The organism is Usitatibacter rugosus (genome assembly GCF_013003965.1).
Taxonomy (GTDB): Bacteria; Pseudomonadota; Gammaproteobacteria; order Burkholderiales; family Usitatibacteraceae; genus Usitatibacter; species Usitatibacter rugosus.
The window spans coordinates 4266025-4278396 of sequence record NZ_CP053069.1; the positions used below are offsets into that span (position 1 = coordinate 4266025).

Annotated in this window: 13 protein-coding genes; 8 read left to right on the forward strand and 5 right to left on the reverse strand. The window is 67.1% G+C overall.

Features of this window, described 5'->3' with window-relative positions; all coding sequences use genetic code 11:
* The first annotated feature begins 5 nt into the window (after positions 1–5).
* On the forward strand, positions 6–815 hold the full coding sequence (locus tag DSM104443_RS20300; protein WP_171095584.1) for an alpha/beta fold hydrolase: 810 nt from the start codon (positions 6–8) through the stop codon (positions 813–815).
* Here DSM104443_RS20300 and olsF read toward each other — a convergent pair.
* Positions 802–2568: a bifunctional ornithine lipid synthase OlsF gene (gene olsF / locus DSM104443_RS20305; protein ID WP_171095586.1), complete on the reverse strand. Its 1767-nt coding sequence runs from the start codon at positions 2566–2568 to the stop codon at positions 802–804. The genes DSM104443_RS20300 and olsF overlap by 14 nt on opposite strands.
* A 95-nt stretch (positions 2569–2663) precedes the next feature.
* On the opposite strand from olsF, the gene DSM104443_RS20310 reads away from it, so the two are divergent.
* A complete protein-coding gene (locus DSM104443_RS20310) occupies positions 2664–3764 on the forward strand; it encodes a DUF3616 domain-containing protein (RefSeq protein ID WP_171095588.1) in 1101 nt (366 codons plus the stop codon).
* Positions 3765–3954: 190 nt separating this feature from the next.
* Positions 3955–4938, forward strand: coding sequence for a tripartite tricarboxylate transporter substrate binding protein (locus DSM104443_RS20315; protein ID WP_171095590.1), 984 nt, complete (start codon positions 3955–3957; stop codon positions 4936–4938).
* Between the two features lie 15 nt (positions 4939–4953).
* Here DSM104443_RS20315 and senA read toward each other — a convergent pair whose 3' ends face one another.
* The gene (senA, locus tag DSM104443_RS20320) at positions 4954–6123 is read right to left on the reverse strand and encodes a selenoneine synthase SenA (RefSeq protein WP_171095592.1); all 1170 of its coding nucleotides are present in this window, start codon (positions 6121–6123) and stop codon (positions 4954–4956) included.
* Positions 6124–6135: 12 nt separating this feature from the next.
* Between senA and senB the strand changes: the two genes are divergently transcribed.
* From senB to DSM104443_RS20345, 5 genes are all read left to right on the forward strand, one after another.
* Positions 6136–7131, forward strand: a complete 996-nt coding sequence (gene senB, locus DSM104443_RS20325; RefSeq protein ID WP_171095594.1) for a selenoneine biosynthesis selenosugar synthase SenB — start codon at positions 6136–6138, stop codon at positions 7129–7131.
* A gap of 90 nt (positions 7132–7221) precedes the next feature.
* Positions 7222–7605, forward strand: coding sequence for a GntR family transcriptional regulator (locus DSM104443_RS20330; RefSeq protein ID WP_171095596.1), 384 nt, complete (start codon positions 7222–7224; stop codon positions 7603–7605).
* The gene (locus tag DSM104443_RS20335) at positions 7605–8480 is read left to right on the forward strand and encodes an ABC transporter ATP-binding protein (RefSeq protein WP_171095598.1); all 876 of its coding nucleotides are present in this window, start codon (positions 7605–7607) and stop codon (positions 8478–8480) included. Before DSM104443_RS20330 ends, DSM104443_RS20335 begins: the two co-directional genes overlap by 1 nt.
* The gene (locus DSM104443_RS20340; RefSeq protein WP_171095600.1) at positions 8477–9343 is read left to right on the forward strand and encodes an ABC transporter permease; all 867 of its coding nucleotides are present in this window, start codon (positions 8477–8479) and stop codon (positions 9341–9343) included. The genes DSM104443_RS20335 and DSM104443_RS20340 overlap by 4 nt, the downstream gene beginning before the upstream one ends.
* Positions 9344–9354: 11 nt before the next feature.
* Positions 9355–11010, forward strand: a complete 1656-nt coding sequence (locus DSM104443_RS20345; protein WP_171095602.1) for a sulfurtransferase — start codon at positions 9355–9357, stop codon at positions 11008–11010.
* Here DSM104443_RS20345 and DSM104443_RS20350 read toward each other — a convergent pair.
* From DSM104443_RS20350 to DSM104443_RS20360, 3 genes are read right to left on the reverse strand one after another with little or no spacing between them, the layout of a single operon-like run.
* The gene (locus tag DSM104443_RS20350) at positions 10997–11422 is read right to left on the reverse strand and encodes a VOC family protein (protein ID WP_171095604.1); all 426 of its coding nucleotides are present in this window, start codon (positions 11420–11422) and stop codon (positions 10997–10999) included. The genes DSM104443_RS20345 and DSM104443_RS20350 overlap by 14 nt on opposite strands.
* Positions 11419–11802 carry a VOC family protein gene (locus DSM104443_RS20355; protein WP_171095606.1) on the reverse strand — a complete coding sequence of 128 codons (384 nt, stop codon included), beginning with the start codon at positions 11800–11802 and terminating at the stop codon, positions 11419–11421. Before DSM104443_RS20355 ends, DSM104443_RS20350 begins: the two co-directional genes overlap by 4 nt.
* 24 nt (positions 11803–11826) lie before the next feature.
* Positions 11827–12354, reverse strand: a complete 528-nt coding sequence (locus DSM104443_RS20360) for a PARP-type zinc finger-containing protein (RefSeq protein ID WP_171095608.1) — start codon at positions 12352–12354, stop codon at positions 11827–11829.
* Between the last annotated feature and the right edge of the window lie 18 nt (positions 12355–12372).

The window sequence follows — 12372 nt, forward strand, 5'->3', positions numbered from 1 at the left end:
GGCAGATGTGGAAGGACGACAGCCCGAACACGCGAATCCGCCCCCAGCTCGAGACGGGCACGGGGCGTTGGGTGTTGCTGCGCGGCCTGACGCGCGAAGCCCGGCAATGGGGCCGGTTCACGCGGCAGCTCGCGGACGCCCTTCCCTGCGCGCAGCTCCTGACGCCGGACCTTCCCGGCACCGGAACGCGCGTGAAGGAAAAGAGCCCCGCCACGATCGCGGGGATTCTCGAACGGCTCCGTAGCGATCTCGCGCAGACGGGCGCGAAGCCGCCGTATCACGTGCTCGGCCTCTCGCTGGGCGGCATGATCGCGGTCGAGTGGGCAACGCGCTACCCCAGGGAAGTCGAGTCGATGGTGCTCATCGGCACGAGCCTGCGGTCGTACAGCCCGATCCAGGATCGCCTGATTCCGGGCAACTATGCGGCCATCCTGAGGCTCGCGCTCTCGCGGGACGCGCGGGCTCGGGAGAAGCGCACGCTCGCCCTCACCAGCACGCGCGGCGATCCCGACGGCAACATCGTCGAGGCGTGGACGCGCATCCGCAACGACGCGCCCGTGTCGCACGCGAACGCCCTTCGCCAGCTGATCGCGGCCGCGCGCTACTCCGCTCCGCCGCAGCCGCCCAAAGTCCCGACACTGGTACTCGTGAGCGAGGGCGACAGGCTGGTGGACCCGGCGTGCTCACGCGCGATCGCGAAGCGCTGGAAAGTACCGATCGAGGTGCACCTCGACGCGGGCCACGACCTCCCGCTGGACGACGGCCCGTGGGTGGCGCAGCGCGTCGGCGAGTGGAGCGCTGCTAGGCGGACTTGAGCAGGCCGTTGTCCGCGGGTGCCACCGTCGCGGCAAGCGGCGTGCGCAGGTAGCGGTCGCGCTTGGAAGGCTTGAGGCGCAGCAGGTCCACGACCACGAGCCCATCGATGCAGCCCGAAAACGCCGGATCGACGCTGAAGCCGAGGAAGTGCGCTCCGCCCTCGTCGCACAGCTCCGTGTATTGCTTGTAGAGCGTCGGCACGTTCACGCCCAGGTCGGCGAGGCGCTGCTTCAACGCACGGAAGTCGCGGGTGTAGTCGTCGCCCGGAATCATGCCGGCCAGCACGCGCTCCTCCGATTCGGTGATCACGAATGGGACGCGCGGCGTGGCCAGGCGCTCGGGCATGCCGAAGTAGCGTTGGTAGAAGTACACGAGGAGCTTCCTCGCCTCCTCGGGGTAGCCCGCGCTCACGCTGACGGGCCCAAAGAGGTAGCGCACCTGCGGGCGCGAGGCGATGTACGCGCCGATGCCCTGCCAGAGGTTATCCAGCGCGCGCAGGCCCTGGTAGCGCGGCTGCACGAAGCTGCGGCCCAGCTCGAGCGATTGCGAGAAGTGCGAGCGCAGCCCCTCCTCGAACGAGAAGAGCGTGTGCGTGTAGAGGCCTTCGGCGCCACGCTTCGCGAGGATGTCCTGCACCTCGCCGATGCGATAGGCGCCGACGATCTGCAGCTCGGACTCGTCCCAGAGCACGACGTGCTTGTAGTAGCAGTCGAAGGCGTCGAGATCGCGGCGCTTCCCGGTGCCCTCGCCCACCTGGCGAAAGGCGATCTCGCGCAGCCGCCCCAGCTCGCGCATCACCGCCGAATTGCCGCGCGCCGTGAAGAGGTAGATCTCCTTGCCGTCGGTGGTCTGCCCGAGACGCTCGGCCGCGCGCAGCTCGCGGCGCAGGTCCAGGCGATTCTCGGGATGCGCCACCGGCTTCTCGGTGCGGAACGCGAGGACCTTCGCGGGCTTGGAGATGCCGTAGAGCTGGTTCGTGATGCGGCGGATCTTCTGCTCGCGCGGGACATCGAGGGCGGCGATCTCCTTCCACGGGATCAGTTCACCTACGTGCACGGGGAGCTTCACGTTCCTCTGGCGCATCGCCTCGCTGAAGAGCATCAACGTCGAGAGCGGCTTGAAGACGGTGGAGACACCGTAGAAGAGCGCCGAGTTGCGGCCATCCAGGTGCACGGGAAGCAGCGGCGCCTTCGCCTGCTCGGCGAAGCGCAGGAATCCCGCCTGCCAGCGACCGTCGCGGATCCCCGTGAGCCCCGCGCGCGACACCTCGCCGCTCGGGAAGATGATCACGGCCTCGTCGTTGGCGAGCGCATCGTGGATCGCGCGCACGTTGTCCTTGTTGTAGCCGGCGCCGAGGTTGGCCACCGGCAGCAGCAGCGGGTGGAGCGGCTCGAAGCGCATCAGGATGTCGTTCGCGACAATGCGCACGTCCTTGCGCACGCGGCTCACCATCTTCAGCAGCGCGATCCCGTCCAGCAGGCCCAGGGGGTGGTTCGCGACGATCACCACGCGGCCTTCGGCGGGAATGTTCTCGATCTCGCCGCTGTCGACCGAATAACTGAAATTGAAGTGCTCGAGGATGCGGTCGATGAACTCGATGCCCTCCAGCCCGGCGTTATCCGCGAGGAAGTCGTTGACCTCCCGCTCGCGCGCCATCCTGCGCAGCCAGGCGAGCGCCGGACGCGTGATCATCGCGGGCTGGCGCTTGAGATCGGGGAACTTCGCTTCGATCACTTGCTGGATCTGGAACATGATGTAAATGCTACGAACATCGCGTTGCGGATCGAGGACATTTGTCGAACGTCCCCGTCGCGAAAACGTCACAGGAGCGTCATTCAATCTCGCCCATGAAGAGACCTTCGCGCGGCCGCGTGGCCCTGCAGTTCGATCCCGCCCTCGACGAGCTGGAGGGGCCGCATGTCATGCGCGACGGCCTCTCCGGGATCAGCGGCTCCGGCGATTCGCTCTGGGTCGCGTGCGACGAGACGCGCAGCGTGGAGCGGCTGGATCGCGCGCGTGCACGGCCTCCGCTCTTTGCGGCTCACGCCTCCTTCGCCCTCGATGATTTCCTCTCGGTCCCCGGCGGCTCGAAGGGCGAGGCGGACCTGGAAGACCTGGACATCGCCGACGGCTACTTGTGGCTCGTGGGTTCGCACGCTGCCTCGCGCACGATGCCGGAGCCGGGCATGTCGGCACGGCGTGTCGCGAAGACGCTCGCACGCACCGAGCGCAAGCCTTCGCGTTGCCTGATCGCGCGGATCCCGATCGTCGGCAACGACGGCACGCAGCATTTGCGGAAGCGTGCGGGCCACGGTGATCGCAAGCGGTTGGCGGCGCGGCTCGAGGACGGACGCGGCGGCAACGCGCTCATCGCGGCGCTGCGCGGCGACGAGCATCTCGGCGATTCGCTGGCGCTGCCCGGCAAGGAGAACGGACTCGACATCGAAGGGCTCGCGGTCGTCGGCGATCGCGTGCTGCTCGGATTGCGCGGGCCGGTGCTCAATGACTACGCGGTGATCCTCGAGATCGAGCTGCGTCCCGTGCGCGGGCATCCGTCGCTGCTGCGGCTCGCGCGCTTCGGGCGCGGGCAACGCCTCTACCGCAAGCATTTCCTCAGGCTGGGTGGGCTCGGCGTCCGTGGCCTCGCACGCCAGGGCCTCGATCTCCTCGTGCTCGCCGGGCCGACGTCCGGGCTCGATGGGCCCGCTCGTGTCCATCGCTGGATCGGCGGCGCGCGCTCCGATGTGCAGCGGCGCGTCCGCGAGGGCGACGTGATCAAGGCGCTCGACCTTCCGGTGGGACAAGGCAGCGATCATCCTGAAGGCATCGTCGTCGTTCCGTCGCGGGACGGCCGCGATCGCCTGCTCGTCGTCTACGAACGCGCGGCGAAGGCCCGGTACCTCGGCAAGCACGGCGTCGCGGCGGATCTCTTCGTCCTGCCCGCGTAGCAAAAAAATCGGCCCGCACGGGGGAGAGCGGGCCGGAGGTCTCACCGGGGGATGAGAGATGCCACAAAGAAGAACCAGGAACATCCTGAAGGCGGCCCGTGACGCGTTGCGGTCGGGATCGTTACCGTTCTACGATGCCCTTCGAGCGCCGGCCGCCAGACGCCGGGCCGTCACCGGAGGATGTTCCGCCATGCAAACGACCCGCCGCCGCTTCCACGGCGCTGCCCTCGCCGCTTCGCTCCTCGCCCTCGCCCCCTCGCTCGCACTCGCGCAGGCCGACTGGCCGACGAAGCCCGTCCGCATCATCGTTCCGTACACGCCCGGCGGCTTCACCGACATCACGGCGCGCACCGTGGCGCTGCGGCTGCAGGAGCGGCTGAAGCAGCCCTTCACGATCGACAACAAGCCCGGGGCCAACGGCATCGTCGGCACCGAGGCGCTCGCGAAGTCCGCGCCTGACGGCTATACGTTCGTGCTGGTGATCGCGGCGTTCTCTTCGAGCCCGGCGCTCTACGCGAAGCTGCCGTACGACTCGCGCAAGGACTTCATGCCGGTCTCGCTCGTGGGCATCTCGCCGCTCATCGCCGCGGTGAACGTCGACCTGCCGGTGAAGAACGGCAAGGAGCTCGTGGCCTACGCGAAGGCCAATCCCGGGAAGATCAGCTTCGGCTCGTCGGGCAACGGGGCGGCCGCGCACCTCACGACGGAATACTTCAAGTCGCTCACCGGCGTGGACATGGTGCACATCCCCTACAAGGGCACGGCGCCCGCGATGGCGGATCTGCTCGGCGGTCGGATCCAGCTTCTCTTCGATGCGCCCTCGGGAATCCTCCCCAACGGCAAGGCGGGGAAGATCCGCATGATCGGCATCTCCGCGGACCGGCGCCTCGCAGCCGCGCCGGAAGTCCCGACGTTCATCGAGCAGGGCTTCACGGGATTCACCGGCAGCACGTGGGCCGGCTTCCTCGCCCCCGCGGGCACGCCGCCCGAGATCGTGAAGAAGCTCTCCGCGGAAGTCGCAGCCGTGGTGCGGATGGAAGAGGTGAAGAAAGCCTTCGACGACCTGGGCATCGTGCCCGTCGGCAACACACCCGCCGAGTTCGACGCGTTCATCGTCGGCGAGATGGACAAGTGGGGCAAGGTGATCCGCGACGCGAAGGTGAAGGCCGAATAAAGGAGTCTGACCCCTTTATTGCGCGACGGTGCGGAAGCCCGCGGGGATGTCGTTGCGGTCCGGCGTGAAGAAGTTGCGGTACTTGGGGTGGGCGATGCGCGGGTGGGTCATGGCGCTCGCTCCCTTCAGCACCTGGCGCGTGTAGAACCAGGGTTCGGAGTAATCGCGATAGGGATGCGGCTCGAAGCCCGGGTACGGCGCGAACGCACTGGCGGTCCACTCCCACACCGAGCCCCACGTGAAGGTCGATGACGTGTGCTCGGCCAGTTCCCATTCCGCTTCGGTGGGCAGGCGCCGCCCCGCCCAACGGCACCACGCCAGCGCTTCCGGCAACGTGATATGGCAGACCGCCGCGTCGGGCTGCAGCGGGATCCATGATCCGAACGCCAGGCGCTGCCACGCACCGTCCTGCTTGCGGAGATAGCGCGGAACCGCGGCACCCTGCTCGAGGAACGGAAGGTAGCGCGCCCAGGTGAGCGGCGAGGCGTCGATCTCGAACGTCTCCACGATCACCGGCGCCATGCCTTGCTCGTTGTCGAATGCAAAGCCCGGGGCGTCCGCCTTGCGGCCCAGCACCCACGGGCGACCGGGGATCCAGAGCGTGCCCGTCACGGCGGCCAAAGGCGGTCCGGGAAGAGCCGCGTCACGCGGATCGGGAATGCCGAGCGCCTGCGCCATGTAGGCAACCGCTTCGCCGTGCATGTCCTCGTGCAGGAGCACGAGGCGGAAGAAGTAGAGGTCGGCGTCGGTCTCGGCCGCGGTGTCGAGCAGCGCCAGCGTGTCGGCGAGACCGGCCGCGAGATAGGCCTTCGTCTCCGCGGGGCTCGGCAATGGTAACGACCAGCGCGAATCGTGCGGGACGTTGCTGGAGTCGTAGAGGGCATCCGCGCCGGGAAGCCGCGACGCACTCCTCGCGCGATCCGGATTGCAGCGCACGCCCGCGCCACGCTCGACGTTGCGCGCGACCCACCAGTCCTGGAACCAGCCGACGTGGCCCAGCTCCCACAGCGGTGGATTTACCTGCGGCGACATGGGTATCGTGAGGTTGCTGGCGGCGAGCCGTTTCTCGAACGCGGCAAACAGGGCTAAGGTGCGGCTGCGGGACTGCTGCAGCGCCTCGCGCAGCCAGGCCCGCCCCGCGGTTCTCGCAAAGTGCCCCGGCGTTGCCTGCGTATCACCCAGCATCGAAGGAGGTCGATGGCCCACGAAAGATCGATCGTCATTGTGACTCCGGCCCTTGCCGATGCCAACAACGGCAACTGGCAGACGGCGTCGCGCTGGGCGCGGATGCTGGCACCCCGCTACAGGACGCGCATCGTGCAGCATTGGCCCGACGGCGGTGCCTCCGAGCGCGACGACGCGATGATCGCGTTGCATGCCGTGCGCTCGCTGGCCTCGATCAACACGTGGGCCGGAATCCGCGGGGAGCACGGGCTTGCGGTCGTGATGACGGGCACCGATCTCTACGGGCTCGATGGAATGGATCCCCTGTCGAAGGAGGCGCTGTCGCTGGCCCAGCACGTGGTCGTGCTGCAGGAGCTCGGCAAGGAGAGGTTGCCGCCCTCCGCGCGCGCAAAGGCCCGGGTGATCTTCCAGTCGGCCACGAAGCGGCCCACGCTCACCAAGCCCCACTCGCGCCTGCGGGCCGTGATGGTCGGGCACCTGCGCGACGTGAAGTCGCCCGAGACGCTCTTCGATGCCGCGCTTCAGCTGCGTGCGGAGCGCGACATCTTCATCGACCACATCGGCGAGGCACTCGATCCAAGCCTCGGCGCTCGCGCCCGTGCGACGGCCAAGGGCGCTCCGAACTACCGGTGGCTGGGCGGCCTGCCCCACGAAGAAGTGCGCCGGCGGATCCAGCGCGCGCACCTGCTCGTCCACACGAGCCGTGCCGAGGGTGGAGCGCATGTAGTCCACGAAGCGATTCGCTCCGGCACGCCGGTGCTCGCCTCGGACGTGGAGGGCAACATCGGGATGCTCGGTCCCGATTATTTCGGATACTTCCACCACGGAAGCGCGGCCCAGTTGGCCCTGATGCTCATCGCATGCCGCGACGAGCTGCACCGGACGCAAAGCGGTGCGCTGATGAAGCGGCTGCGCGAGCAATGCCACGAGCGCTCGCCGCTCTTCGATCCCGCCCGTGAGAAGGCGGCCGTGCTGAAGCTGGCCGCGGACCTGCTCGGCTCCCCGTAGCTTTTCCTTTTCGCCCGACCCGGGCTTGCATTCGGCCACGTGTTATAGTCAACTATAACACTAGGTCACCCAGGGAAAGCCGCACCGCCGATGGACGGAGAGTGGAACGACAGCCAGCCGATCTACCGGCAGCTCCGCGACCGGATCGTCGCCATGATCCTCGACGGCGCGTTGAACGAGGGCGACTCGCTGCCTTCCGTTCGCACCGTGTCGGCTGAATCCAGGGTGAACCCGCTCACCGTCATGAAGGGATACCAGCAGCTCGTGGACGAGGGGCTGGTGGAGACGAGGCGGGGGCTGGGCATGTTCGTGAACCAGGGCGCGCGCGGCCTGCTGCTGAAGAGCGAGCGCGAGGGGTTCCTGAAGGACGAATGGCCGCGGCTTCGCGAGCACATCGAGCGCCTCGGGCTCACGGTCGAGGATCTTCTCGCCCGCCCCGCCGCGAAGCGCCGCACCGGAAAGAAGGAGAGCTGATGTCCTGCATCGAGGCCCGCGGACTGCGGAAAACCTATGGCACCACCGCCGCGCTGGATGGCGTGGACCTTCGCGTCGAGGAGGGCCGCATCCTGGGCTTGATCGGCCCCAACGGCGCGGGCAAGACGACTGCGCTCAATGCGATCCTCGGCCTCACGCCGTGCCAGGGCGAGCTGAAGGTGCTCGGGCGCGATCCGTGGAAGGAGCGCGACGAGCTGATGCGCGAGGCGTGCTTCATCGCGGACGTGGCAGTGCTGCCGCGCTGGATCAAGGTCTCGCAGGCCGTGGACTACGTGGCCGGCGTGCATCCGCGCTTCGACCGCGCGAAGGCCGACGCCTTCCTCGCGAAGACGACGCTCCCGCGCGACAAGAAGGTGGGCAAGCTCTCGAAGGGCATGGTGACGCAGCTGCACCTCGCGCTCGTCATGGCCATCGACGCGAAGCTGCTGGTGCTGGACGAGCCCACGCTCGGCCTCGACATCCTCTTCCGCAAGCAGTTCTACGACTCGCTGCTGAACGACTACTTCGACGGCAAGCGCACCATCCTCGTGACCACTCACCAGGTGGAAGAGATCCAGCACGTCCTCACCGACGTGGCCTTCATCAACCGCGGCCGCATCGTGCTGGATTCCTCGATGGAAGCGTTCGAGGGGCGCTTCTCGGAAGTGATGGTGATGCCCGAGAACGCCGAAGCGGCGCGCGCGTTGTCGCCGCTGCACGAGCGGCAGGTCTTCGGCCGCAGCATCCTGCTCTACGACAACGCGAACCGGACGCGCCTGGCCGAGCTGGGCGAGGTGCGCACGCCGAGCATCGCGGATGTCTTCGTGGCTCTCATCGGCAACGACGCAGGCACCGCGCAACGGGTGGCGGCATGAACGCGCGCTCGACACTGGTTTGGTCCCTGCGACGCGAGCTCTGGGAGCACCGGTCCCTGTACATCGCGCCGCTGGTCGCGGCGGGCTTCGAGGTGCTGGCGTTCACCGCGCACATTGCCAAGCAGGCGGCACCGCTGCAGGGGCTCTCGCAGATGGATCCCGCTAAGCGGGCGTTCATCGTCGCGATGCCGTACAGCTTCTCCGCCTCGATGATCCTCTTCATCACCTTCATCGTCGCGCTGTTCTATTGCCTCGACGCCCTGTATGCCGAGCGGCGCGACCGCAGCATCCTCTTCTGGAAATCGATGCCGGTCTCGGACCGCATGACGGTGCTCTCGAAGTTCGTCGTGCCCATGGCGGTGCTCCCGGCCGTCGCATTCTGTGTCGCGCTGGCTACGCAGCTCCTGATCTTCGCCTCGAGCGGTGTCGTGCTCGCAGCGAAGGGCGTCGACGTCGGCGCGGTGTGGTCGTCGCTGCCGCTCGGGGAGATGACCGTGGTGATGGCCTATGGCCTCGTCGTGCACGCGCTCTGGTACGCGCCGATCTACGGCGCGCTGCTGTTCGTATCCGCGTGGGCGAAGAAGGCGCCGTTCCTCTGGGCCACGCTTCCGCTCTTCGGGGTCTTCCTGTTCGAGAGGATCGCGTTCGACAGCTCGTACGTCTATTCCTTCCTGAAGTACCGCGTCACCGGAGCGATCACCGAAGGATTCGTCCCGGGCGCCGGGAAGAGCATGGTGCTGTCGACCGCGCAGCTGGATCCCGTGCGGTTCGTCTCGAGCTACGGTCTCTGGGTCGGGCTCGCCCTTGCGGTGGCTTTCCTCGCGGTGGCGATCCGCATACGTCGCTCGCGCGAGCCGATCTGACGGAGACAACGATGAAGATGCTGAAAACCTGGATTCCCGTCTTCACGGGAATGACGTTCCTCTTCCGGAGAGTGATGTTCCCCTTCGCGGGGATCGCAATGGTCCTTTTCGCGCAATCGGCCCTGGCGAGCAACCTCATCGACGCGGCGTGGCTTGCGAAGAACCGCGAGACGGCCGGGGTGCTGCTGATCGACGCACAGCCGCCAAATCTCTACGCGAAGCAGCACATCCCCGGTGCGGTGAATGCGGACGTGTTCAGGCTGGCGAGCTTCGGCGTGCGCGACATGCCGCTCGCGGAGATCGAGAAGATGTTCCAGGCGATGGGCCTCACTCCCGGGAAGAAGGTCGTGATGTACGACCAGGGCGGCACGTGGTTCGCGACCCGGCTCTTCTTCTCGCTCACGTACTACGGATTCCCCGCGAAGGATCTCTTCATCCTCGACGGCGGGATCGCGAAGTGGCAGGCGCTCGGGCTTCCGGTCACGAAGGACGCGACGCCCGCACCCTCACCCGGCACCTTCCGCGTCACGAAGACCAACGAGGACGTGCGAGCGCGCATGCCGGAGTTGGTTGCGGCATCCGGCGATACCGGCGGCAAGGTGCTCGTCGATGCGCTCGGCCTCGACTATCACTACGGCGCCACGGGATTCTTCAACAAGGCGGGCCACATTCCGCACGCGGTGTCGCTGCCCTCCGAGGATCTCTTCAACGCCGACAAGACGTTCAAGTCGCCCGAGGAGATGAAGGCGATGCTCTCGCTCGTCGGAATCCGCTCCGACCAGGAGATCCAGGCGCACTGCGGCGGGGGCGGTGCGGCGAGCGTTCCGTACTTCGCCCTCAAGCACATCGTGGGCTATCCGAAGGTGAAGCTTTCGCTCGAATCGCAATTGGGCTGGTTGCAGGACGATCGCGACCTGCCGTTCTGGACCTACGGCGCGCCCGGGATGATGCGCGAGACGGATTGGCTGCAGGCGTGGGGCGGCAAGATGCTGCGCATGTACGGCATCGCGCGCGTGAGCGTCGTGGACGTGCGGCCCGCCGCGGCCTACAGCCAGGGGCACGTGCCGTTCGCGCTCAACGTTCCCGCGGAATCGTTCCGGGGCAACATCGGCGATCCGGTGAAGCTCGCGGAGATCCTCGGCGCGTCGGGCGTGGATCCTTCGCATGAAGCGGTCGTCGTCTCCAACGCCGGCGTGACCAAGGACGCGGCGCTCGCGTACGTGCTGCTCGAGCGGCTGGGGCAGAAGAAGGTCTCGATCTTCATGGAGTCGATGGACTCCATCGAATCGCTGGACCGCATGTCTCGTCGGGGCTTCGCGGTGACGAAGGACGTCTCACCGGTGCGGCCCGTCGTCTACACCGCAAAGACACAACCGGCTGCCGCGAATGCTTCCAGTGCGATCCCGAGAGTGTTCATCGCTTCGGGCTCGCAGGTTCCGGCCAAGGCGCCGGAAGGCAAGGTCGTGCATGTGCCGTACACGGAGCTGCTCAAGCCCGACGGCACGCCGAAGGAAGCGAAGGACATCTGGGCCGTCCTCACCAAGGCGGGCGTGCCGCGCTACGCCGAGCTCGTCGCTTTCTCCGACGATCCCGGCGAGGCAGCGGTCAACTACTACGTGCTGAAGCTGATGGGCTACCCGGCCGTGAAGATGCTCACGCCGGCGTGATCGGCTTGAACACGACCGACGGGGCGCTCCGTGTCGAGGGCCCGTGGTACGTGGCCTCGATGTTGTTGCCGTCGGGATCGAGCACGAACGCCGCGTAATAGCCGGGGTGGTAGTCCCGCGGCCCGGGCTTACCGTTGTCCTTGCCACCCGCCTTCAGCGCGTCGCGATGGAAGCGCTGCACCTCTTCCTGGCTCGCGGCCAGGAAAGCGATGTGGACGGGCAGGACCTTCACGGATGCATCGGCATCGATGAAGAGCTCGTCGGCATAGAAGTAGCCGTCGCCTTCGTGGACGATGTCGCCCTTGCCCAACGCTCCGAGCGCGGCCTTGTAGAAGGCGAGGCTCTTCGCGAGGTCCTTCACGTGGAGCTGCACGTGGTCGATCAAACGCCCCCGGTGGAATTCGACGCTCATTGGGGCACGTCCTGGATGAGGGCCATGATGTTGCCCTCGGTGTCCTTGAACCACGCGGCTTTGGCGCCGCCGCCCGTGGCGATGGAGTTCTCGGTCTTCATGCCGGGGACGTCGTACTCCTCGAACTTCACGCCGCGCTTCTTCAGCTCCGCCACTTCGCGCTCGAGGTTGTCCACCGACCAGAAAGCCTGGCTCGCGGCCGACGTGCCGGCGTTGGGCGTCGGATACATGAAGCACGCGGTGTGATCGCCGAATTCGTAGACCACGCCGCCGGCGCGCTCCTCTTTCGCCTTGAGGCCGACCTTCTCCTCGTAAAACTTGCGCGCGCGTGGAACGTCTTTCACGGGAATGTAGGAATACATCGGAGATTTCTGCAGCATTGCGGCCTCCACGGGGATGTCTCCCTATGAGGCTTCCATCGCGGCCTTGAGTTCCTCGCGATCCGTTACGGAGAGTGCCGGGCTGAAGTGCAGCACCGGTTCCACGAGCTCGGTGGATTCGAAGTAGGGACCGCGGCAGGCCATGTGCACGTAGCCGCCGGGCGAGAACATGCCCTCCTCGTAGAACACGAGGCGGATGCGCCAGGTGCCTTTCTCGATCGGCTCCTTGCAGTGGCGGCACTTGGCTTGTCCTGTCGGTGAGCGCTCCGCGCCATCGATGCGCTGCAAACGCGCGTGTGCGCTCGACGTTTTGGCCACGCGTTCCAGGGTCGCGCGATCGGGAAGGTCCGGCGCCGCCGTCTCGAGACCCGCGATCACCGCGTCCGGCCGCTTGAACGCCGCGCACAGCGGATGGAACCACTGCGTGGCCTCGCCCTCGCCGAAAGCATTGGGAACGCGCTCACCGAAGCGCAGCTCGCCCTTCGCGATGGCGATTCCGCAGCCGCGGCATTTGGATCGGCCCGTGGCGGCCGGTTCGAAGGTGTTTGGCATGGGCAGATTGTAAAGCGA

Excerpts from the sequence above, each read along its gene's own strand:
- DSM104443_RS20300 (WP_171095584.1), top strand. The coding sequence starts at position 6 with ATGTGGAAGGACGACAGCCCGAACACGCGAATCCGCCCCCAGCTCGAG.
- DSM104443_RS20340 (WP_171095600.1), top strand. The coding sequence starts at position 8,477 with ATGAACGCGCGCTCGACACTGGTTTGGTCCCTGCGACGCGAGCTCTGG.
- DSM104443_RS20330 (WP_171095596.1), top strand. The coding sequence starts at position 7,222 with ATGGACGGAGAGTGGAACGACAGCCAGCCGATCTACCGGCAGCTCCGC.
- senA (WP_171095592.1), bottom strand. The coding sequence starts at position 6,123 with ATGCTGGGTGATACGCAGGCAACGCCGGGGCACTTTGCGAGAACCGCG.
- DSM104443_RS20360 (WP_171095608.1), bottom strand. The coding sequence starts at position 12,354 with ATGCCAAACACCTTCGAACCGGCCGCCACGGGCCGATCCAAATGCCGC.
- senB (WP_171095594.1), top strand. The coding sequence starts at position 6,136 with ATGGCCCACGAAAGATCGATCGTCATTGTGACTCCGGCCCTTGCCGAT.
- DSM104443_RS20350 (WP_171095604.1), bottom strand. The coding sequence starts at position 11,422 with ATGAGCGTCGAATTCCACCGGGGGCGTTTGATCGACCACGTGCAGCTC.
- DSM104443_RS20345 (WP_171095602.1), top strand. The coding sequence starts at position 9,355 with ATGAAGATGCTGAAAACCTGGATTCCCGTCTTCACGGGAATGACGTTC.
- DSM104443_RS20355 (WP_171095606.1), bottom strand. The coding sequence starts at position 11,802 with ATGCTGCAGAAATCTCCGATGTATTCCTACATTCCCGTGAAAGACGTT.
- olsF (WP_171095586.1), bottom strand. The coding sequence starts at position 2,568 with ATGTTCCAGATCCAGCAAGTGATCGAAGCGAAGTTCCCCGATCTCAAG.
- DSM104443_RS20335 (WP_171095598.1), top strand. The coding sequence starts at position 7,605 with ATGTCCTGCATCGAGGCCCGCGGACTGCGGAAAACCTATGGCACCACC.
- DSM104443_RS20315 (WP_171095590.1), top strand. The coding sequence starts at position 3,955 with ATGCAAACGACCCGCCGCCGCTTCCACGGCGCTGCCCTCGCCGCTTCG.
- DSM104443_RS20310 (WP_171095588.1), top strand. The coding sequence starts at position 2,664 with ATGAAGAGACCTTCGCGCGGCCGCGTGGCCCTGCAGTTCGATCCCGCC.